Source organism: Nocardia salmonicida NBRC 13393 (assembly GCF_001613085.1).
Classification (GTDB): domain Bacteria; phylum Actinomycetota; class Actinomycetes; order Mycobacteriales; family Mycobacteriaceae; genus Nocardia; species Nocardia salmonicida.
Map to the genome: position 1 here is coordinate 212,101 of NZ_BDBR01000009.1, position 19,690 is coordinate 231,790.

Consider the following 19,690-nt stretch of genomic DNA (forward strand, 5'->3'; position numbering starts at 1 on the left):
GGCTCATTGCCACCGATTGCCGCGAGCGCCGCGGCAACATCGGCGTCCAGCTCTGCCAGCTCCCACGCGGCCTGCTCGCCCGTCACATCGACCCATTCGCCGGTCGCGGAACGATTCGACCCGCCGTGACAAGCACGTTCCACGCTGCCGCCTTGCGCGGACACAGCCACCGCTCACATGCGCGATGCGTCTGCATGACGGCGTGTGCCTGCTCGTCGGTGAGCAGTTCCCGCGGCGCGCTGTGATCGAGGATCGGCGACGGCTGCCCTTGCTGGTCTGCCTCCTCGGCCAGTCGCCTCATGATGCTCCACACGGTCGGCTGTTCCGGCACGGATGATTTCGGCCCCCACATAGCCCGCCTTCTCTGTCGAGTTGAGGTGCCCCGACGCCAGCGACTCGGTGGTCAACTGGCGCCGCGGCCTATGCACAGGTTCGCGCCGAGGACCGGGACGGCGGAACAGTCGCGAGGACGTTTCGGTAGACACCTCGGAACGTCTGCCGCGTCCCGTAAACGTCCCGTACCGTTCGGATATGGCACAGCGGTTGGAAACGGCGATGCTGCGAGCTGGGCTCGACTCAGCGGCTCTCGCGGCCACGGTCGGCGTCGACGCCAAGACGGTCTCTCGGTGGATGTCTGGCCGGATTCCGCACCGGCGCAGCCGGATTGCGGTCGCGGACGCGCTCGGCGAGACCGAGAGCAGTCTCTGGCCGCAGGCGAGACCCGATCTAGCCGCCGGTAGCCCAGCAACATCGGAAATCCTCGCCGCCTACGCGCACCGGGCCGATATCCCGAACGACGTATGGACCGGGCTGCTACTCGACTCTGCTCAGCGGATCGACATCCTCGGCTACGCCTACCCGTTCGTGTTCGAACTCCTGCCCAACGCTGCCGAGATCATCGCCGAGAAGTGCGCTGCGGGCGCAACGGCCCGGATGGCTTTCGCCGACCCTGAATGCGCCCATGTCACTGAACGCGACCAACTCGAACAGATGCAGGGCACTCTCCCCGGCCGTATCCGCAACGCGCTCTCGATGCTCGGACCGCTGGACTCGACGCCCGGGTGTACGGTCGGGCTGCATCGCACCCACCTCTACAACTCCGTGTTCCGGTTCGACGACACGATGCTGGTTACTCCGTATCTGGTGCGCGCGCGTGGGTACCAGCATCCTGCGCTGCTGCTGCGCCGCCTATCGGCGCACGGCATATTCGCGTCTTACGCCGACCAGTTCGAACAGATTTGGGGGACGGTGAACCGTTATGGGCCGCAGGACTGACTACTACCGCGATCCGGCCGCGCCACAACCGAACTCACTGATACCCGGTGGTTCCGCGCTCGTGGTGGACGCTGTCGGGCGGATTCTGCTGCAACGCCGGGCCGACTCTGGCAATTGGTCATTCCCCGGCGGGACAATGAATCTCGGCGAAACCCTGGAACAGTGCGTGATCCGCGAGACCCGCGAGGAAACCGGGCTGGAGGTGACGATTACCGGGCTGCTCGGCATCTACACCGACCCGGCCCACGTCATCGCCTATGCCGACGGCGAGGTGCGCCAGGAGTTCAACGTCACCTTCTACGCCGCAGTGGCCGGCGGCGAACTGGCTGTCTCGAGCGAGTCCACTGCGGTGGAATGGGTCGATCCCGCCGACCTCGAGGCGATGCCGATGCACGACACGATGCGGCTGCGGATCGCGCACCACCTCGAGGGTCGGACTTGGTTCGGGTAGTCGTTCGGCTGCCCACATTTCGCCCACACTCTGCGGTGAGGCTGTAGTGGGCGCACTCGAGGACAGCCCGAAATTCCGCCGCGTGAAGATGGCGCCCGAGGAGATCACTCGAGGCCGACGGCTAGCGGAACAGATCACAGGCCACAAGTTCCCGCCCGGGCAGGGCGAGATCGACGCCTATCTCGCGGCAGGCCTCGAGCCGCCGACGGCGTAGCTGCCCAGTGGGCACATTTTGGGCACAATTCGTCGAGAAACCCCGTGATCTAGGGTGATTCAAAGTGATGTAATTTCGCAGTTCAAGCCCATATCGATACTTCTGCCAACACCCCGAACCGGGTTCGATTCCCGGCAGCTCCACTCAGAGCCCCTCACCTGACACGCAGGTGAGGGGCTTTTTCGTGTTCGCTCAGCGACGCAATTAGTACATAATATCCTGAATACAGATTCAGATGTACTATCAGACCATGGAATCCACGGTGCAGACCGACGCGCTCTCCCGGTTCGGGTACGCCCTCTCGGACTCGACCAGAACCAAGATCCTGCTCAGTCTGCGCAAGAAACCGGGCTATCCGTCCGAGCTTGCCGAGGCGATCGGTGTCTCGCGTCAGATTCTGTCCAATCATCTGGCCTGCCTGCGTGGATGTGGCCTGGTCGTCGCGGTTTCCGAGGGACGGCGTAGTCGTTATGAGCTCGCCGATCCACGGATCGGGCGGGCGTTGGACGATCTGGTCGGACTGGTGCTTGCTGTCGATCCGGCCTGCTGCCCGGCGGCGGAATCGGATGGCTGCTGCTGATGAATGCGATCGGGATGCCGGTGGCGCCGAGTTCGGTGCGCAAGGCGTTCTTGGCGAGCCGGATTCGGTGGTTGGTCGCGGCGACGATCAGCTACAACGTGGTCGAGGCGGTCGTCGCGCTGACCGAAGGAGCGCGGGTGTCCTCTTCGGCGTTGATCGGGTTCGGGCTGGACTCGGTGATCGAGGTGTCCTCGGCGGCAGCGGTGGCGTGGCAGTTCGCCGGGCGCGATCCGGCGGCGCGGGAGAAGGTGGCGCTGCGGGTGATCGCGTTCTCGTTCTTCGCGCTGGCCGGCTATGTCGCTGTGGATGCCGTCCGTTCGTTGCTCGGGGTCGGTGAGGCGCGGCATTCGATGGTCGGGATCGGGCTGGCGGCCGCGAGTCTGGTGATCATGCCGGTGTTGTCCGCCGCGCAACGCAGGGCCGGGCGCGAACTCGGGTCCGCCTCCGTCGTGGCCGATTCCAAGCAAACCCTGTTGTGCACCCATCTCTCGGCCGTGCTGCTGGTCGGCCTGCTGCTCAACAGCCTGTTCGGTTGGTCGTGGGCCGATCCGCTCGCGGCGCTGGTGATCGCAGTGATCGCGGTCAAAGAAGGAATCAACGCCTGGCAGGGCGAAACCTGCTGTGCGACAACATCTACCGATGTCGCCCCTCGCGGCTGCTGTGACAACGACGATCGAGGAACCACATGATGGCGATCTGCGCGCTCGTTCTGTATCTGGTGTTCGGCCTGCTGGGCTTCGGCTGGCGCAGTTGGCGCCAGTATCAGGCGACGGGGTCGACCGGTTTCCACGGCATCGGCGGGCGACCCGGCTCGCTCGAATGGCTCGCCGGCGTCGGTTTCGTCGCCGCGATCGTGGTCGGAACGGCGTCATCGTTGCTTCAGCTCGCTGGTGTCGTAGCCCCGATCGGGGCTCTGTCCGCGATACCGATTCAGGCCGGCGGATTCGTTATCCAGGTGCGGGCCGTCGAAGAGCCCTATCTGACACGGGTTCACGGCGCGCACTACCGCGCCTACCTCGCGACGACGGGACGGTTCGTCCCCGGCTTCGGACAGGCTCCGCTCTGATCCGGTAGACCCTGGTGGAGGGTGGTGCGAGTGGGCCACGTAGAACTGAGCGAATGACGCGGTATGCATACGACTCGGGGGCGGGAACGCTGGTCGCTACCTGGGGGACCGGTCGGGGTGATCTCGCCGAGACGATCGCCGAGGTGCCGGAAACGGAGCACGGGGTGGAGCTGGCGGCGGCGCTGGCGAGTCTGGCACGGTTCCAGTGGCGGACCTACACCCATCCGGCGACCGCTGCCGGGGATCCCGATATCGAGAACGGGGAAGCGTGGCGGCGGGCGGAGGAGCGCAATCGCTTCGAGAAGGTCGAAGCCGCGCTGCGCACCCCCAATCTGCCCGACGAGGACGGGTGCATGCTGGTTTTCTACAGCCCCATCGAGGAATCCGCGCACCACGTGGGTCGCGTGCTCCACGCGATCGGTGACGCGAGCCTGGTGGACCGTGTGGTGAACGAGGTGCTCACCGAGCAGGCGGCGATCATCGCCGCGGAACTGGGCGATCTGGCAGGCCGGGCCAGGCAGGCCGTCGAACTCACCCGCCCGGAGATCTCCCCGGTGCAGGTGCACGCGGCGGACAGCCTGCTGCGGGCCAACCCGTTGGGCACGATCGACCTGTTCACCGAATTGGACCCCGCCGCCGCATCGGTCGCCGCCGCGCACTGGCTGCGGGCCGCGGCGACGGTGGCCGGGGAGATCACGGGCCTCGAGCCGGTGGACGTGGTCGCCGAGGCGGACGACATCGAAGCACTCCAGGTGGAAACGCCGACCGTGGTCCTGGAACGGCTCGGCGCGGGGGAGACGCCGACCCAGGTGGTGGTCGACCTGATCGCCGATGCCATCGCCGTTTCCGAAGGCAAGGTTCGTGACCTGGACGGCATCATCGAGGCCGCGCAGGAAATCGAGGAACGCGACGACGACGACGATCCCGAAGACTGGACCGACGGCTACCGCATCTGCCGCCTCGACCCCACCCGCCCCGCGATCGATCTACTCGAAGACCTGCTCGGCGCCATCCGGGGATGTTGGCTGGTCTTCAGCGAAGCCGACAGCGGCACCACCTTCGAGAACGCCGTTCGAACCGAAGCGGACGCCGATACCTCCCGCTTGCAGTAACTCCCGATCTCCCGAAAATCCCTGCGCCGCAAGGTGATTACCGGCGGCGCAGGGAAGGGGGAGTCCGCTTGGTGCGGAACTATCCGCCTGCGCGACGGCGGAAGGTCCGCTTCCCGCCCGCCTGCGCATGCGTCCCACGCACTTTGGCGGAATTCTGGGCGGCCCCACCCGCGGAGGAGTGGCCGTTCTTCCGCTCGAGCGCCTCGCGGAACCTCCGCTTCGTCGCCTCCTCCGGAGTTTCGATCGCGTCCGCGGACTGTTCGGCGGAGACTTCCTGTTCATCGGGCATCCCTACAGCCTGCCACCTCAGTGCACGTTCGCACACCATCGGCAGGACCATCGACCTGCCCGCGACGGCCCCTCGGTAGGATCCACCGATGCGGGGCAGGCCAGGAGGGACGTGGCTTTGATCGAAGTATGGGGTGCGCGAGTCGCGGTCCGGTATGCGGACGGGCGACTGGTGACGACGCCGCTGCGCGCCGACAACGAGATCGCGCTCGACGTCGGTGTGGCCGAACTGGCCAGGATCGCGCTCGCGAACACCGAGGACGGGCAGATGGCGCTGCTGCTGTTCTTCCGGTCGGCGCAGTTCGTGGTCAACGGTGCGCCGACGGATCGGCACCCGGTGCCGGTGTTCCTCGAAACCGGCCTACGTGCGCAGGCGCAGGCCCTGATCAGAGCCGTCGAACGCGACTTGGTCAGCCTACGTAGGGTGTTTCCGCCCCGGCCTGATCTCGTTCCACCGCAATCCGTTCAGGGTTCGAACGGTCGAAGACGTCCCGATGTCACCGCGGCAGCACACCGAATGCGCCACGCGGGCAACTCCTTACGCGAGATAGACATCCTGCACAGCTGCGCCCGCACCGACGAGTACGTCCTCGAACTAGCCCAAGCCGGGCACGAAGGTGCGCCGGGTCTGGTCGCGATCACGACTCTGCGCTTGCTCTTCGTCTCCGCGTGGGCGGTCTACGAATTCCCGGTCTCGGTGCTCACCGATGCCGAAGTGCGCACGACTCCCGGACAGGTTGCCACCCTGCGAATTTCGGGCGCGGGCACCGAGCTGGACTTCGTCGACTGGGAACCCGCCGACTTCACCCGCATCACCGAGGCCGTCCGCCTGGCCTGCGAAATCGAGCACGTCGACGGATCCATCACACAGTCCATGCCCTGCTCGGCCGACCTCTTCGGCGAATGGCAACTGCTGGTGGAACGCCGCAAACTGGGGATGGTCGACGACGACCCGTTCCGCCGTCAAGCCGTGGGCATCATGCTGACGATGCCGGGCTGAACACCGGCGCACCCGGATGCAGGGCCACCCGCCGCCACGGACTCGACGGTCGAAGGTGCAGCCCCGCGATCATCCGCCTGCGTTCGGCCACTTGGCTTTTCGCGGCCGACAGGTCCTGCGTGGCCGCCCAGAAGATCGCTCCCGTGAGGAACCCGTCGCCGAACTGTCGCCAGTTGCGATAGTGCTGACGCGCCCGATCCAGCCCGGTCAGCATGTGCTCCCACGCCTCGTCCTCGGTCAGATACCCCGCTGTGCAGGCGGCACGGGCGATGAACACCAGCCGAGCCAGATCCCATGCGGTGGCGTCGATCTGCAGCGGCGTGGGCAGGCTGTCGGTGATGCCGAGCTTGATGGCCTGCAGCCACGCGTCGTAGTCGCGATCGATGCCGGCAGGCCCGCGATAGCCGCGGAAACTCGACAGCGTGTGCAGGAATTCGCGGTGTTCGTCGGCCAACCCGGACCGGTCCACCCGGCCGGTGTCGCTCGCGGCCATGACGGCGAGCGGATGGACGAGTTCGAACAGCGGCGCGTGCATTCCGGCCAGCAACCGCCGCACGGTGTCGTGCGCGTCCTCGGCGTTGTCGACACCCCACGACTCGTGCAGTCCTTCGATCGCGGTCTCCCGACGCGTCGAGGTGCTGTCGGGCTCCTCCGGCAGGAACGCGACGCCGTCGCACTGCGCGCCCCAACTGCGCCCGTAATACGCACCGACGGCCAAAGCCCTGATCCGGTCGTCGTCGATCCTCGCCCCGGACCACACGTCCGGCTCGATATCTATATCCGCTCCGGGAAACCCCGCCACCCGTGGCCGTCCACCCTGCACTGATGCTGTCGGTTGCATTGGCGCCCCTCTGCCGAGCCGAACGTCGTGGCGTCGAATCTTACGTACCTGGTGAATGCGGTGCGGCAACTGCCTGTCGGTGGGGAGGGCTACCGTCGCAAGTGTGGCGGAATACCGGGAACGCGAATCGAGACTGGACCGAGCGGTGGTCTGGTCGCGAACCATGCCCGCCCACACCGGTCCCGTCACGGTGTTCCCCGACGGCTGCATGGATCTGATCTGGACCGAGGGCACGCTGATGGTGGCGGGCCCGGACAGTCGCGCGTTCCTCGCGCCGAGCGCGCGGGCGAGCGAGTTCGTCGGCATCAGGTTCGCGCCGGGCACCGCGCCCACGTTGCTCGGGATTCCCGCGGTGGAACTGCTGAATCAGCGGGTCGACCTGGCCGAGATAGCACCCTCGCGCACCACCAGGGAACTCGTCGACCGCATCGACAACGCGCCCGACCGCGTTGCTGCCTTGGAGGCGGTCGCATTACGATTCGCCGCCGATAACGGTGCGGCCGATCCGGCGCTCACCGCCGTCGTCGATTCCCTGTCGATCGGCGCGACAGTCGCCGAAACCGCCGCTCAGACGGGGATGTCGGCCCGGATGTTGCACCGGCGTTCCCTGTTCGCCTTCGGCTACGGACCCAAGATGTTGGCCCGCATTCTGCGTTTTCAACGTGCGTTGGCGGGGCTTCGCACCGGAATTTCCGCCGCGCAAATCGCCGCGGTGACCGGCTTCGCCGACCAGGCACACCTATCCCGGGAGGTCCGTGACCTGGCGGGATGCTCGGTGCGCACCCTGCAAATCCGCTGATCGGGCGTCCAGCCGCCCGGAAAGTCTCATTCGGCACAGCGTGACGGAAGGTTTAGGCTCGATAGTGCACGCCCCGTCGCAAGTGCTCAGTCCGAACACCGACGAGAGGATGTGACCTGATGATCGATGAATCCGTGTACTCCACGCTCCGTATCGAGGCAGAACGAGACGAAATCCGTCGGCTTGTCGTCGGCGCGGTCGTCGACCGCCATCATCGAGTGCTCATCCTGCGCCGTCGACGATCGGACTTCCTCGGTGGACGGTGGGAGTTGCCCAGCGGCGTCGTCGAGCCGGGTGAGGCACTCGACGAAGCGCTGGCCCGTGAAGTCACGGAGGAAACCGGGCTGCAGGTCACCGGCGTCAGCGACTATCTCGGCGAGTTCGATTACCTGACCGGCGAAGGCGCCCGCACCAGGCAGTTCACCTTCGTCGTCGACGTGGCCGCGTCGGGACCGGTGACGCTCACCGACCACGACGCGCACCTGTGGACGAGGCTCACCGGAGAACCCCCGGTGAGCGATGAGGTCCGCGAGATGCTCGGCCGCTACCAGCGGCGTCAGCGCGACCCCCACGACTGGTCGGCCTATTCGGCGGGCAACGGCGCGTAGAGGTCGATTCCGTGCCCGTCGGGGTCGGCGAGCGAGGCGTAACGCTGGCCCCAGAAGGCATCCCACGGTGCGAGTTCGCCGTGATGGCCGGCGTCGACGAGTTCGGCGTAGAGCTTGTCGACCTCGGCCGGATCGGCGCATCGGAACGCCAGACTGCTGCGGCCGGGACCGGTCGGCGGCTGCCAGCCGGGCGTGAAGGAGGCGATCGTCGCCTCGGTGTCCAGCGCCAGCCGCAGACCACCGCCGATCACGGCCTCGGCATGGCCCTCGGATTCGGCGCCGTCCGGGAAAACCAGGCCCAGCCTGCGGTAGAAGGCCACCGAAGCGGCCATATCGGAAACAACAACGGACACGACATCGAGCTGTGGAGTCATATTCGCAGCTTAGGCACCCGAGTGGGGTGCGGTCTTGAACGAATCGGACGTCAGCGCGCGGGTACCGGTACCAGTTCGCCGAGCAGATTCCCGATCAGGATCTGCAGATGGTCGCGGATGCCGCGCACCACCTCGATAGGCTGCCCGGCCGGATCCGGCAGCACCCAGTCGCGGTAGCTGATTCCGGGAAAGTACGGACACACCTCGCCGCCTCCCACCGTGACCACTACATCCGAGATCCCGACGACATCATCGGTGAGCGGTGTCGGCCGTTCCCCGGAGATGTCGATCCCGATCTCGGCCATGACCGCCACCGCGGCGGGGTCGAGCACTGCCGCCGGTTCGCTGCCTGCGGTGCGCACCTCGATCCGGTCACCGGCCTTGGCGCGCAGCAGACCCGCCGCCATCTGTGATCGGCCCGCATTGTGCACACAGACGAACAACACGCTGGGAGTGTGGGCCATGGTCGCCCTTTCGGCGCAGGGGCGAAGTGCTTGTGGCGCTTCGGGTATCACCGTCATCATTCCACCAGGGCGCGGCGACGGGGGAGGGTGCGGGCTATCCGGCGATACTGTTGTCCGAGCAGTGTCCGCGCCGTGACGACTCAGTCCAGTGAGCCGAGCACCCGGTGCACGTAATCGTTGGCGAATACCCCGGTGGGGTCGAAATGCCGTCGGACCGCGGTGAAGCGGTCCCATTCGGGGTAGCGCGGGCGCAGTGTCTCGGCGGTCTGGAAGTGGCGTTTGCCCCAGTGCGGCCTGCCGTCGTAGGTGTTGAACACCGCCTCGCACGCGCGGAAATACGGTTCCCACACCATGCCCTGATACTGGTGCACCGCGATGTAGCAGGTCTCGCGTCCGCCTGCGGGGGACAGGAAGGCGTCGTCGGGCGCGACCCAGCGCACCTCGATCGGCATCGGTGTGCCGAATCGCCTTCCCAGTGCCAGGATTTCGCGAATCGCCTCGGCGGCGTGCGCGCGCGGGATCGCGTATTCCATCTCGTTGAACTTCACCAGCCGCGGCGTGGAGAACACCCGGTAGGAGCGGTCGACCTGCCGGTTGTTGCTACCTGCCAGGGTGGCCGCGCGGTGAATCATGGGGATGGCGGCCGGAATGCGCCGACCCAGTCTGCACAGGCCGTCGTAGACATGATTGGCGATCAGGATGTCGTTGAGCCACTCGCTCACCGTGCCGCGCGGTTGTTCCGGCGCTTCGGTTCGGTCGATGGCCTTGGTCATCGCCGTGTCGCTGTGCGGGAAGGCGAAGAACTCGAAATGATCACTGCCGTCGGCGAATTCGTCGATGTTGGCGAGCACCTCGTTCAGTGGTACCGGCCGCTCGACGCACTCCAGCACGAACGACGGTTCGAGCTGCAAGGTGGCCGCGGTGACGACGCCGAGCGCGCCGACACTGACCCGCGCCGCCTTCCAACCGTCGGGATCGGTCTGCTCGTTGAGCTCCACCAGGGTCCCGTCGGCCCGCAGCACCTCCACCGAGTGCAGTGCCGCGGAGATATTGCGCAGGCGGGCGCCGGTGCCGTGGGTGGCGGTGGCGGTCGCGCCCGCGAGGCTCTGGGTATCGATGTCGCCGAGATTGGGAAACGCCAGTCCGTGCGCGTGCAGCAGTGGGCTCGCCGCGTGCAGCGAGATCCCGGCCTCCACGCGCACGTGGCCTGCGTCGACGTCGACATCGAGGACCTTGTTCAGACCACTGAGATCGACCAGCGTGCCGTCGGTGAGTACGGCGTCGGTGAACGAGTGCCCCGACCCGGCCACGCGCACGGTCCGGCCTGCAGCGGCCGCATCGGTCACTGTCGCGGCCAGCTCCTCGACGTCACGCGGTGTGGCGACGACGGCGGGTGTGCAGCGTTGCTGGCCTGCCCAGTTCACCCAGGTGTTCTTGGTCATGTGTCCAACAGTAGAGGATGCGCTGTGACGCGCGCTACTGGTCGGACAGGTTTCGGCTCAGCGACGACGGCCGAGGCAGCCGGCGGCCTTGGCCCGCTCGACCTCTTCGTCGGTCATCGGCGAGACCAGCAGTGGCCTGCGCGGCACCGCGTCGGTGCGGACGCCGTTGAGCGTGATGGCCATATACCGTTGCCACACTTCGGAATTCACCGGACCGGCGAACTCGGCGAGTGCGTTGACCATATGGATCAGGGCGAAGAAGTCCGTGGTGGTGACGTCGGGATCGATCGCCCCGGCGTTGCGCGCGCGGTCGATGATCGCCGTGACCGACGGATGGATCCGGTTGCGCAGTTCGGCGAAACGGGCCGGATCTTCCTCGAGTTCGAGCATCACCTCGCCGAAACCGCGGTTGGTCGCCAGGTGTTTGCACGCGCTCTCGAAGAATTCGACGAGCCCGAGCCAGGCGTCCGTGTTGCCGAGGGCCGCCTCGGCCGCGTCGGCGAAGTCCTTGACGTGCTGGTCGAAGACCTCGGCGATGAGTTCCTTCTTGTTGGCGAAGCGCCGGTACACGGTGCCGACGCCGACGCCCGCGCGCTCGGCGACGTCGTCGAGGGTGATCTCGAGGCCGTGATCGGCGAATAGCTCACGGGCGGCCGCGACGATGCGTTGCTGATTGCGCGCGGCGTCGGCGCGCAATCTGCGGGGTGGTGTGGCAGTCGTCGTGGCGTGATTCACAAGTACATCCTATCAATCCGGGGATTAAGTGGAGGTCGTTTCTCCGTTACTCTGGTAGCTTCAAACGAAGCGGAGGCGGTATCTCCGATTATGCCACCAGAAACCATCCGCAGACCTACTAGGGGAGTTATGACCACCACACTCGACACCGGGCCCAAGAGCCCCGCGGATACCGGTCGCCGCGGCTCACACGCCCTGCGCTGGTGGGTGCTTGCCGTACTCGGCATCGCCCAGCTGATGGTCGTGCTCGATGCGACGATCGTCAATATCGCTCTGCCCGCGGCCCAGGCCGACCTCGGTTTCGGCGACGGTGACCGCCAGTGGGTCATCACCGGTTACGCCCTCGCCTTCGGCAGCCTGTTGCTGCTCGGCGGCAGGCTCAGCGACCTCTTCGGTCGTCGCAACACCTTCATCATCGGCTTGGTCGGCTTCGCGGTGACCTCGGCCATCGGTGGCGCGGCCACCACCTTCGAGATGCTGGTCGCGGCCCGTGTCGGCCAGGGTGTGTTCGGCGCGCTGCTCGCGCCCGCCGCGCTCTCGCTGCTCACGGTCACCTTCACCGAACCCAAGGAACGGGCCAAGGCATTCGGCATCTTCGGCGCCGTGGCCGGTACCGGCGGCGCGATCGGTCTACTTCTCGGTGGCGTGCTCACCGAATGGGCGTCGTGGCGCTGGGCGATGTATGTGAACCTGATCTTCGCCGCCGTCGCGCTCGTCGGCGCCGTGCTGCTGCTCGCCAAGCACGTCGCGACCTCGCGGCCCAAGCTCGATTGGACCGGCACCGTCGCCGTCACCGTCGCGCTGTTCAGCATCGTCTACGGCTTCTCCCACGCCGAGTCCAACGGCTGGAGCGACCCGACCACGCTGGCCTTCCTGCTCGGTGGCGCCGTGCTGCTCGCGGCCTTCGTGTGGATCGAGACCAAGGTCGCCCACCCCTTGCTGCCGCTGCGCATCGTCGCCGACCGCACCCGTGGCGCGTCGTACCTGACCGTGTTCGTCATGGGCATCGGCATGTTCGCGATCTTCTTGTTCCTCACCTACTACATGCAGCTGACCCTGGCGTACACGCCGATCGTGACCGGACTGGCGTTCCTGCCGATGGTGGCGGGCATGGTGGCCTCCTCGACCACCGCGCCGTCGCTGTTGCTGCCGAAGGTCGGACCCAAGGTCGTCATCAGTGGCGGATTCCTGATCGCCGCGGCGGGCATGCTGTGGCTCACTCAGATCGGTCTGGATTCGAGCTACGTCACCCATATCCTGCCCGCGCTGGTACTGCTGGGCCTCGGCCTCGGTGGTGCGATGTCGGTCGCGTTCCAGGGTTCGACGGCGGGTGTGCAGCACGAGGACGCGGGCGTCGCCTCGGCGATGGTCAACACCAGCCAGCAGGTCGGCGGTTCCATCGGTACCGCGCTGCTCAGCACCATCGCGGCCTCGGCGATGACCGACTACGTGTCGACGCATCAGCCGGGCCCGCTCACCGCGGCGCAGGGCGCGATCGAGAGTTACACCACCAGCTTCTGGTGGGCGACGGCCACTTTCGTGCTCGGCGCGATCGTGATCGCGGTGCTCATGCCGAACACCGTGCCCGCCCCGGCCGAAGGCGAGCCGGTGCTGGCGCACTGATCAAGGACAATCGCCCGACGATGGCCCGAACCGACAAACGGTTCGGGCCATCGTCGTTCGTCCGTGGCGGCTGCTGAAAGTTTGCCACGGTGCGCACCGCTCGCCCGAGTGTCGGTGGGTCTCGATACCATGAGCAACGACCACCACACGGATCGGCCAACGGGAGGCGAACGCATGACATCGCGGCCTCCGGCGCTCGATCCGGCCGTCCTCGCGGCGATCTCGGTGGGCGGCGGGCTCGGCGCCACCGCTCGTTTCGGTGTCGGACACTGGTGGCCGGTGCTCCCCGGCCGATTCCCGTGGTCGACCTTGGCGGTGAATGTGCTCGGGTGCTTCGCGATCGGGGTGCTGATGGTCGTGGTCACCGAACTGTGGGATGCACCGAAACTCGTGCGACCGTTCCTGGGAATCGGTGTGCTGGGGGGCTTCACGACTTTCTCCACCTATAGCCTCGAGATTCGTAGACTCATCGGCATCGGTGAGACGGGTACGGCGGTCGCCTATCTCGGCCTGTCGGTGCTCGCGGCACTCGGTGCCGTGGCAGTTGCCATGATCGCGACCCGGTGGGTCGCGCGGCGGGGGTTCACATGAATTCGACAACGGAAGGGGGCCATCCGATGGTCGAGATGTGGGCTCCCACAGCGGGAGGCGCGGCATGACGGTGGCGCTGGTGCTGGCCGGTGGCATGCTCGGCGCGCCCGCCCGGTACCTGATCGACCGGCGGATGTCGGCGCGGTTTCCGACTGGGCTGCCGTGGGGGACGCTAACCGTTAACATTGTCGGTTCGGCGTTGCTCGGGGGTTTGATCGGCGCGAGTGCGGGCAGTGCGCTGCTGGCATTCGCGGCAACCGGCTTCTGTGGTGCGCTGACCACGTTCAGCACGTTCGGGTACGAGACGATCCGTCTGGTAACCGAGGGCGCCTACGTGTATGCCGTGGGCAACGTCGTGATCAGCGTCGCGGCGAGCCTGGCCGCGGTATACGCCGCTGCGTCCCTGACCCAGTGGTTGTGCGCATGATTCTCATGACCAGCCGCGCGCAGCCGACACGGAAGGGAACACCCACCATGGCCCACGATCGCGCCGGACGGCCTGCCCGCCCGACCGACCTGGTGGACATCGCTCACCTGGTCACCGCGTACTACAGCCTCGTCCCCGATCCGGAGGAGCCGAGCCAGCAGGTGGTGTTCGGTACCTCGGGCCACCGCGGGTCCAGCGAGGACGGCGCGTTCAACGAGGCCCACATCATGGCGATCACGCAGGCGATCGTCGAATACCGCGCCACCCGTGACATCACCGGCCCGGTCTACCTCGCGCGCGACACCCATGCCCTGTCCGAACCCGCGTGGACCACCGCGCTCGAGGTCCTGGCCGGCAACGACGTCACGGCCGTGATCGACGCGCGTGGCCGCTACACCCCCACGCCCGCGCTGAGTCATGCCGTGCTGAACCACAATCGCGGCGGCACCAAGCACCAGGCCGACGGCATCGTGGTCACCCCCTCGCACAATCCACCGCGCGACGGCGGCTTCAAATACAACCCACCGCACGGCGGCCCCGCCGACACCAAGGCCACCGACGCCATCGCCGCCCGCGCCAACGAACTGCTGCGCGGCGGCCTGGCCGAGGTCAAACGGGTCTCGCTCGATCAGGCGATGAGCACCCACGTGCAGCGCTACGACTACCTCGACCAGTACGTCTCCGACCTGCCGAACGCGTTGAACCTGGACGCGATTCGCGGCGCGGGCATCCGGATGGGCGCCGACCCGATGGGCGGCGCGAGCGTGGACTACTGGGAGGAGATCGGGCAGCGCTTCGATCTCGAGCTCGAGGTGGTCAACCCGTTCGTCGACCCCACCTGGCGTTTCATGACCCTCGACAGCGACGGCCAGATCCGGATGGATCCGTCCTCGCGCCACGCCATGGCGGCCCTGGTCGGCATCAAGGACGACTACGACATCTCCACCGGCAACGACGCCGACGCCGACCGGCACGGCATCGTCACTCCCGACGGTGGCCTGATGAACCCCAATCACTTCCTGGCTGTCGCGATCGAATACCTCGTCGCGAACCGGATGTGGTGGGACGCGCTCACCAAGATCGGCAAGACCGTTGTCACCTCGTCGATGGTCGACCGTGTGGTCGGCGTGCTCGGGCGCGACGTGTACGAGGTGCCGGTCGGGTTCAAGTGGTTCGTACCCGGATTGTTCAGTGGCAGTTTGGCTTTCGGCGGCGAGGAGAGCGCGGGCGCGTCGTTCCTGCGGATGGACGGCACCGTGTGGACCACCGACAAGGACGGCATCCTGCTCGCCCTGCTGGCCGCCGAGATCGCCGCCGTCACCGGCCAGACCCCCTCGGCCAGGTACGGCGAACTGGAACGCCAGTACGGCAGCCCCGCCTACGCGCGGATCGATGCCGCCGCCACCAGCGAACAGAAGGCCAAGCTCGCGCGCCTGACCCCGGAGGCCGTCACCGGCACCGAGATCGCGGGCGAGGAGATCACCGGCATCCTCACCACCGCGCGCGGCAACGGAGCGCCGCTGGGCGGGTTGAAGGTGACCACGGAGAACGCCTGGTTCGCCGCACGTCCCTCGGGCACCGAGGACAAATACAAGATCTACGCCGAGTCGTTCCTCGGCCCTGAACATCTCACCCAGGTGCAGGCTGCGGCCGAGGAGATGGTCAACCAGGCGCTGGGCGAGTGAGCGCTCCGGCCAAAGTCCGGCTACCCGCCGAGATCTGGGTACTGATCGCGGCCGCTTTCGTGATCGCGCTCGGGTTCGGCCTCGTCGCACCCGTGCTGCCGCAGTACGCGCGCGAATTCGGGGTCGGCATCGCCGCCGCGTCGGCGATCGTGAGCGCGTTCGCGTTGATGCGGTTGTTGTTCGCGCCCGCCAGTGGGCGGCTCGTGCAGAAGCTGGGCGAGCGGCGGGTGTATCTGGCAGGCATCGTGATCGTGGCGGTGTCGACCGGGGCGTGCGCGCTGGCGCAGACGTATTGGCAACTGCTGGTGCTGCGTTCGCTGGGCGGCATCGGGTCCACGATGTTCACGGTGTCGTCGATGGCGCTGATCATCCGGGTATCGCCGCCTGCCGCGCGTGGTCGAATCTCCGGCGTCTACTCGACGAGTTTTCTGATCGGTTCGCTGCTCGGTCCCCTGGTCGGAAGTAGTTTGGCCGGGTTCGGGCTGCGCGCGCCGTTCCTGATCTATATGGCCGCCCTGCTGGTGGTGTGTGTGATCGTGTTCGCCGGGTTGCGTGAATCGCCGGTGCTCGCGCCTGAGAGCGGGGCGAAGCCGATCGAATTCACCTTCCGGCAAGGGTGGGCCGAACCCGCTTACCGGGCGGTGCTGCTGTCGAGTTTCGCGGGTGGCATCGCGGTATTCGGTGTCCGGATGGCGTTCGTGCCCCTGCTGGTGGTCGAGACCCTGCATCAGGAAATCGGCATGGCGGGCGTGGCACTCACGGTGTTCGCCGCGGGCAATGCGGCAGTGCTGTTCCTGTCGGGGCGGCTCTCGGACCGGTTCGGTCGCAAACCGTTCCTGATCGCCGGGTCGGCCATCTGCGCCCTCGGCACCGGCGCGCTCGGCTTCGCACCGACCATCCAGTGGTTCCTGGTCGCCTCGTTCGTCGCGGGCCTCGGATCGGGAATGTTCAGTCCCGTGCAGCAGGCGGCATTGGCGGATGTGATCGGGTCGCGCGCCCGCGGCGGTCCGGTACTGGCCGCGTTCCAGATGTCGGCCGATCTGGGCACCGTGCTCGGCCCGATCGTCATCGGCTGGTTGGCCGAACGCACGTCGTTCGGGGTGAGTATGGCCGTGACCGGTGCGGTGCTGGCGGTGTCGGCGGCAGTGTGGGTGTTCACGCCCGATCCCTCGCAGATCGAGCACCCCGAAGATCCGGAGCGCCCCGATCACGCGGGTGACGGCATCGACCCGCAATGCGCCTGCGATGGCAGCCCCGACGGTAAGCCGGTGGTGCGTGACGGCATGGTTCCCGCCGGGCGACCCAGCGACTACCACAAGCCCCAGTAGCAGGTCAGCGTCATTTCGGCGTGCCCGGGCGGCGAGCCGCCGTCGACTCGAGGCAGAGTGGACGGGTGAGCACAGCCGGTTCTTCGCACAATCCGCGCCCCGTTTCCAGCAACACCACCTACGCGCTGGCCGCGGTGGCGGTCGTCATCATCGGGTTGATCGTGTTCGCCGCCTACAAGTGGAGCGCGGAACCGCCGCCCGCCGTACGCAACGACGGCTACGGCCCGGTCCGCGAGGCCGCCGTGCAGGTCACCACCACCCCCGAAGGTGTCATCCGCCTCGGCCGCCCCGACGCTCCCAAGACCGTCGACATCTTCGAGGACCCCATCTGCCCCGCCTGCGGCGCGATGGAAACCGCCTACGGTCAGGAACTGGCCCAGAAGATCGACGAAGGCAAGCTCGCGGTGAACTACCACCTCGTCACCTTCCTCGATCCCCAGTCCAAGAGCAAGGACTACTCCACCCGCGCGACAGCCGCGAATCTCTGTGTCGCCCAAGCGGGTTCGGGCCCCACCTACAGCAAATTCCACGAGACCCTGTTCACGAACAAGCAGCCCGACGAAGGCGGCTCCGACCTGAGCAACCCGGCCCTCGCTACCATCGCCACAGAATCCGGCGCCCCCGAATCCGTGGCCGCCTGCATCAACAACGGCACCCAGTCCGAAGCCGCCAAGTCCGCCGCCGCGAAGAACCTCGCCGATCTCGACGCCCGCACCGACAACAAGGCCGCCACTCCCGCGATCTACGACGGCACCACCAAGATCAACTGGCAAGACGAGAACTGGGTAGTGAACCTGGCCCCATGAGCTCCCGCGTGAGGTTCGGCACATTCTACCCCTGACCAGCCGATCCTTCCCGCCCCACGGGCCACTGCACCCCCGCCCGTAACCCCACATTTTCGCCGTCTACCAGCCGATTTGTTCTCTCTCAGACGCATGGTGTAACTTCATTCAGGCAGCAGCGAGAGCCGCTGAAACAACTGAACACGGGGCTATGGCGCAGCTGGTAGCGCACCACACTGGCAGTGTGGGGGTCAGGGGTTCGAGTCCCCTTAGCTCCACAGAAATAGCAGGTCAGGCCCGGTCTCAGACCGGGCCTGACCTGTTTATTGTGTCTAGCCCGCCGGTTACCCCCCGTTTTGGTCTTAGATCCTGTTTTGCCGGTGCTGCCTACGCGGTCGGGTTGTCTCCTATGTCCACCGCGATTGGGCTGTCACGTTCGGTAGCAAATTGCTTTGGCCAATCGCCATGGATGCCGCGCGGCTGCGACGGAACAGTCGATGAGCGGTGCTCGGGCTTTGTCGGCTGTCGAGCAGGACCAAACGATCGCGACACAGTGGTACCGCGTTCCCTTGTTCGGTGGGCCCGTGGTGGGGCACGTCGAGCATGAGAACGCGGGCGACCTGGTGACCTACTCTGGCCAGCAGTGGTCGAAATGAATTCGACGTGGGCTGAGGGGCGATGCCGTGTTCACGGGTGGCTTGTCCGAGTCGTTCGGGCATGGCGCCAGTGGACGCCAATACGAGATGGTTCGGTACCGGCGCAGCGCGCGCTCATCAGCTCCGGCGACGCGGCGGCAACATGCGACGCGTACGGCTCATCTGCTTGTTGTCGATACCCGAAAACGTAAACAGCAGAGTCACTTGACTCGCCGAAGCCGATTGAGTCGGGCCACGTCATCAGGCGTCGTCTGGTGGCAGGTGACGATGAGAACATGATTGGTCAGCCCGCATGCGTCGAGGTCTTCCAGGCCCGCGAACGTATGCGGGCAGACAGCGGACAAGAATGTTACGAAAACCTTTGGACGGCAGGCGAATCGACAGCCGGACCTGCTCGTAGACGAGCCGCCGACACCGCGAACGATCAGACGACCCCGCCGCCCCCGCGCGGCTCGGGTACTCGGCGCGCGACACTGGTCGTCGGCCTGTTGGCGATCGCTGTGCCGGCAGAGCGTTCGGGGTGGCAAGTCTACGACCGCGACCGTGTCGACGATGCCGAGGCGGTCGCGCTCGAGATACCCGACGCCGGAGATCGCGCCTTCATCGGCGAAGCCTGCTGAGAGAACGCCACAACCGGGGTCATTCGATGGACAAACACCGGGATTAGGCGGTGACCGTCCTCAACTCGGCCGCGACACGCTCGGACTTTGCTGGCTCTCGGGCGTACGCCATTCGCCTGGACGCAATCGGAAACCAAGGACATGGCGGGGGCGTAACCTTCAACTAGGGTGCGGCGATAGTCACCGAACAGTCCGTTGGATAAAGAGCAAGTAGGTGACGGCTTCTGCGAGCTGATCGGCCGGAGCAGGCCAAACTGCTTGCGCTGCACCGAGGCAATGATGAACACGCGCCCCTGCCGCCGCCCTACGAAGACATGCGAGGGCTGACTTACACAACTGAGTCTGACGCTATCACCCTTTTAGTGCCGAATTGATGCCGTCGGTGAAGGTCGCTAATGCGTCGGTTATCTCCGGCTCACGGTACCCAGTGCGGTAGCGAGCTTCTAGTGGGCCCAATCCTACCCATGCGACATTGAGAAGGCGTGGCCACAGTTCGCAGATATTCCTTGGAACGTATCGCACCGCTTCCTCGCCTGCTCCGAGTGGCAGTTCAGGCTTGGGAGGCACCTCCGGCAAGAGGTCAGTTTCCTCAACGATCGAAATTCTTACCCAGGATCCTGAATTGAGATCCCGTGGGAGCGACCGTACTAAACCGCACAGAAAACGATCGATTTCGTAGGTCCAACCCTGCTCGGACATCAGCGGTCCCCGGAAATTGGGAATTTCGGT

At 66.4% G+C, this 19,690-nt stretch carries 24 protein-coding genes and 1 tRNA gene; 18 read left to right on the forward strand and 7 right to left on the reverse strand.

Annotated features, from left to right (window positions below):
• Window positions 1–82 precede the first annotated feature (82 nt).
• A complete protein-coding gene (locus tag NS1_RS10820) occupies window positions 83–301 on the reverse strand; it encodes a hypothetical protein (protein WP_157125168.1) in 219 nt (72 codons plus the stop codon).
• Window positions 302–531: 230 nt separating this feature from the next.
• Here NS1_RS10820 and NS1_RS10825 point away from each other — a divergent pair, with 230 nt between their 5' ends.
• The 7 genes from NS1_RS10825 (at window position 532) to NS1_RS10850 (ending at window position 4,698) form a co-directional block, all read left to right on the forward strand.
• Complete coding sequence (locus NS1_RS10825; protein ID WP_062983824.1) at window positions 532–1,275, forward strand: helix-turn-helix domain-containing protein; 744 nt, start codon at window positions 532–534, stop codon at window positions 1,273–1,275.
• Entirely contained in the window at window positions 1,259–1,726 is a 468-nt protein-coding gene (locus tag NS1_RS10830; protein ID WP_062983826.1) for an NUDIX domain-containing protein, read from the forward strand. Before NS1_RS10825 ends, NS1_RS10830 begins: the two co-directional genes overlap by 17 nt.
• 46 nt (window positions 1,727–1,772) lie before the next feature.
• Entirely contained in the window at window positions 1,773–1,940 is a 168-nt protein-coding gene (locus tag NS1_RS39965; protein WP_157125169.1) for a hypothetical protein, read from the forward strand.
• A gap of 250 nt (window positions 1,941–2,190) precedes the next feature.
• Entirely contained in the window at window positions 2,191–2,520 is a 330-nt protein-coding gene (locus NS1_RS10835) for an ArsR/SmtB family transcription factor (protein ID WP_062984100.1), read from the forward strand.
• Window positions 2,517–3,209, forward strand: a complete 693-nt coding sequence (locus NS1_RS10840) for a cation efflux transmembrane domain-containing protein (RefSeq protein WP_084503644.1) — start codon at window positions 2,517–2,519, stop codon at window positions 3,207–3,209. The genes NS1_RS10835 and NS1_RS10840 overlap by 4 nt, the downstream gene beginning before the upstream one ends.
• Window positions 3,209–3,586, forward strand: coding sequence for a hypothetical protein (locus NS1_RS10845; protein WP_062983828.1), 378 nt, complete (start codon window positions 3,209–3,211; stop codon window positions 3,584–3,586). The genes NS1_RS10840 and NS1_RS10845 overlap by 1 nt, the downstream gene beginning before the upstream one ends.
• A gap of 53 nt (window positions 3,587–3,639) precedes the next feature.
• Entirely contained in the window at window positions 3,640–4,698 is a 1,059-nt protein-coding gene (locus NS1_RS10850) for a hypothetical protein (protein ID WP_062983831.1), read from the forward strand.
• 79 nt (window positions 4,699–4,777) lie between these two features.
• Here NS1_RS10850 and NS1_RS10855 read toward each other — a convergent pair whose 3' ends face one another.
• A complete protein-coding gene (locus tag NS1_RS10855; RefSeq protein ID WP_063816119.1) occupies window positions 4,778–4,987 on the reverse strand; it encodes a DUF5302 domain-containing protein in 210 nt (69 codons plus the stop codon).
• Window positions 4,988–5,098: 111 nt separating this feature from the next.
• Here NS1_RS10855 and NS1_RS10860 point away from each other — a divergent pair, with 111 nt between their 5' ends.
• The gene (locus NS1_RS10860; protein ID WP_062983833.1) at window positions 5,099–5,986 is read left to right on the forward strand and encodes a hypothetical protein; all 888 of its coding nucleotides are present in this window, start codon (window positions 5,099–5,101) and stop codon (window positions 5,984–5,986) included.
• Here NS1_RS10860 and NS1_RS10865 read toward each other — a convergent pair.
• Window positions 5,964–6,827, reverse strand: coding sequence for a DUF1266 domain-containing protein (locus tag NS1_RS10865; protein ID WP_063816114.1), 864 nt, complete (start codon window positions 6,825–6,827; stop codon window positions 5,964–5,966). The two genes, NS1_RS10860 and NS1_RS10865, sit on opposite strands and share 23 nt — an antisense overlap.
• Before the next feature lie 103 nt (window positions 6,828–6,930).
• On the opposite strand from NS1_RS10865, the gene NS1_RS10870 reads away from it, so the two are divergent.
• Together NS1_RS10870 and NS1_RS10875 are read left to right on the forward strand one after the other, a co-directional pair.
• Window positions 6,931–7,626, forward strand: coding sequence for a helix-turn-helix domain-containing protein (locus NS1_RS10870; RefSeq protein ID WP_084503658.1), 696 nt, complete (start codon window positions 6,931–6,933; stop codon window positions 7,624–7,626).
• Window positions 7,627–7,745: 119 nt separating this feature from the next.
• The gene (locus tag NS1_RS10875; protein WP_062983838.1) at window positions 7,746–8,234 is read left to right on the forward strand and encodes an NUDIX hydrolase; all 489 of its coding nucleotides are present in this window, start codon (window positions 7,746–7,748) and stop codon (window positions 8,232–8,234) included.
• Here NS1_RS10875 and NS1_RS10880 read toward each other — a convergent pair.
• The 4 genes from NS1_RS10880 to NS1_RS10895 all read right to left on the reverse strand — a co-directional run bounded on the left by NS1_RS10880 (window position 8,210) and on the right by NS1_RS10895 (window position 11,249).
• Window positions 8,210–8,608 (reverse strand): VOC family protein, encoded by a 399-nt coding sequence (locus tag NS1_RS10880; protein WP_062983840.1) that lies wholly within the window; start codon window positions 8,606–8,608, stop codon window positions 8,210–8,212. The two genes, NS1_RS10875 and NS1_RS10880, sit on opposite strands and share 25 nt — an antisense overlap.
• Window positions 8,609–8,658: 50 nt before the next feature.
• The gene (locus NS1_RS10885) at window positions 8,659–9,072 is read right to left on the reverse strand and encodes an arsenate reductase ArsC (protein ID WP_062983842.1); all 414 of its coding nucleotides are present in this window, start codon (window positions 9,070–9,072) and stop codon (window positions 8,659–8,661) included.
• Window positions 9,073–9,212: 140 nt separating this feature from the next.
• On the reverse strand, window positions 9,213–10,514 hold the full coding sequence (locus NS1_RS10890; RefSeq protein WP_062983844.1) for a D-arabinono-1,4-lactone oxidase: 1,302 nt from the start codon (window positions 10,512–10,514) through the stop codon (window positions 9,213–9,215).
• 57 nt (window positions 10,515–10,571) lie between these two features.
• A complete protein-coding gene (locus NS1_RS10895) occupies window positions 10,572–11,249 on the reverse strand; it encodes a TetR/AcrR family transcriptional regulator (protein WP_062983846.1) in 678 nt (225 codons plus the stop codon).
• A 129-nt stretch (window positions 11,250–11,378) separates the two neighbouring features.
• On the opposite strand from NS1_RS10895, the gene NS1_RS10900 reads away from it, so the two are divergent.
• The 8 genes from NS1_RS10900 (at window position 11,379) to NS1_RS39970 (ending at window position 18,961) form a co-directional block, all read left to right on the forward strand.
• Entirely contained in the window at window positions 11,379–12,872 is a 1,494-nt protein-coding gene (locus NS1_RS10900) for an MFS transporter (protein WP_056812548.1), read from the forward strand.
• Window positions 12,873–13,046: 174 nt separating this feature from the next.
• A complete protein-coding gene (gene crcB / locus NS1_RS10905) occupies window positions 13,047–13,463 on the forward strand; it encodes a fluoride efflux transporter CrcB (RefSeq protein WP_062983849.1) in 417 nt (138 codons plus the stop codon).
• 64 nt (window positions 13,464–13,527) lie between these two features.
• The gene (crcB, locus tag NS1_RS10910) at window positions 13,528–13,890 is read left to right on the forward strand and encodes a fluoride efflux transporter CrcB (protein ID WP_056815820.1); all 363 of its coding nucleotides are present in this window, start codon (window positions 13,528–13,530) and stop codon (window positions 13,888–13,890) included.
• Window positions 13,891–13,937: 47 nt separating this feature from the next.
• On the forward strand, window positions 13,938–15,575 hold the full coding sequence (pgm, locus tag NS1_RS10915; RefSeq protein WP_056812546.1) for a phosphoglucomutase (alpha-D-glucose-1,6-bisphosphate-dependent): 1,638 nt from the start codon (window positions 13,938–13,940) through the stop codon (window positions 15,573–15,575).
• A complete protein-coding gene (locus tag NS1_RS10920; RefSeq protein ID WP_062983851.1) occupies window positions 15,572–16,903 on the forward strand; it encodes an MFS transporter in 1,332 nt (443 codons plus the stop codon). The genes pgm and NS1_RS10920 overlap by 4 nt, the downstream gene beginning before the upstream one ends.
• A 65-nt stretch (window positions 16,904–16,968) precedes the next feature.
• Window positions 16,969–17,709: a DsbA family protein gene (locus NS1_RS10925; protein ID WP_062983853.1), complete on the forward strand. Its 741-nt coding sequence runs from the start codon at window positions 16,969–16,971 to the stop codon at window positions 17,707–17,709.
• Between the two features lie 181 nt (window positions 17,710–17,890).
• Window positions 17,891–17,963, forward strand: a tRNA-Ala gene (locus NS1_RS10930).
• Window positions 17,964–18,595: 632 nt separating this feature from the next.
• Window positions 18,596–18,961: a hypothetical protein gene (locus NS1_RS39970; RefSeq protein ID WP_157125171.1), complete on the forward strand. Its 366-nt coding sequence runs from the start codon at window positions 18,596–18,598 to the stop codon at window positions 18,959–18,961.
• Window positions 18,962–19,690: the final 729 nt, after the last annotated feature.

What these genes read in the sequence shown, in the direction of transcription:
- NS1_RS10820 (WP_157125168.1), bottom strand. Translation starts at nt 301, where the DNA reads ATGAGGCGACTGGCCGAGGAGGCAGACCAGCAAGGGCAGCCGTCGCCG.
- NS1_RS10825 (WP_062983824.1), top strand. Translation starts at nt 532, where the DNA reads ATGGCACAGCGGTTGGAAACGGCGATGCTGCGAGCTGGGCTCGACTCA.
- NS1_RS10830 (WP_062983826.1), top strand. Translation starts at nt 1,259, where the DNA reads ATGGGCCGCAGGACTGACTACTACCGCGATCCGGCCGCGCCACAACCG.
- NS1_RS10835 (WP_062984100.1), top strand. Translation starts at nt 2,191, where the DNA reads ATGGAATCCACGGTGCAGACCGACGCGCTCTCCCGGTTCGGGTACGCC.
- NS1_RS10845 (WP_062983828.1), top strand. Translation starts at nt 3,209, where the DNA reads ATGGCGATCTGCGCGCTCGTTCTGTATCTGGTGTTCGGCCTGCTGGGC.
- NS1_RS10850 (WP_062983831.1), top strand. Translation starts at nt 3,640, where the DNA reads ATGACGCGGTATGCATACGACTCGGGGGCGGGAACGCTGGTCGCTACC.
- NS1_RS10855 (WP_063816119.1), bottom strand. Translation starts at nt 4,987, where the DNA reads ATGCCCGATGAACAGGAAGTCTCCGCCGAACAGTCCGCGGACGCGATC.
- NS1_RS10865 (WP_063816114.1), bottom strand. Translation starts at nt 6,827, where the DNA reads ATGCAACCGACAGCATCAGTGCAGGGTGGACGGCCACGGGTGGCGGGG.
- NS1_RS10875 (WP_062983838.1), top strand. Translation starts at nt 7,746, where the DNA reads ATGATCGATGAATCCGTGTACTCCACGCTCCGTATCGAGGCAGAACGA.
- NS1_RS10880 (WP_062983840.1), bottom strand. Translation starts at nt 8,608, where the DNA reads ATGACTCCACAGCTCGATGTCGTGTCCGTTGTTGTTTCCGATATGGCC.
- NS1_RS10885 (WP_062983842.1), bottom strand. Translation starts at nt 9,072, where the DNA reads ATGGCCCACACTCCCAGCGTGTTGTTCGTCTGTGTGCACAATGCGGGC.
- NS1_RS10890 (WP_062983844.1), bottom strand. Translation starts at nt 10,514, where the DNA reads ATGACCAAGAACACCTGGGTGAACTGGGCAGGCCAGCAACGCTGCACA.
- NS1_RS10900 (WP_056812548.1), top strand. Translation starts at nt 11,379, where the DNA reads ATGACCACCACACTCGACACCGGGCCCAAGAGCCCCGCGGATACCGGT.
- crcB (WP_062983849.1), top strand. Translation starts at nt 13,047, where the DNA reads ATGACATCGCGGCCTCCGGCGCTCGATCCGGCCGTCCTCGCGGCGATC.
- crcB (WP_056815820.1), top strand. Translation starts at nt 13,528, where the DNA reads ATGACGGTGGCGCTGGTGCTGGCCGGTGGCATGCTCGGCGCGCCCGCC.
- pgm (WP_056812546.1), top strand. Translation starts at nt 13,938, where the DNA reads ATGGCCCACGATCGCGCCGGACGGCCTGCCCGCCCGACCGACCTGGTG.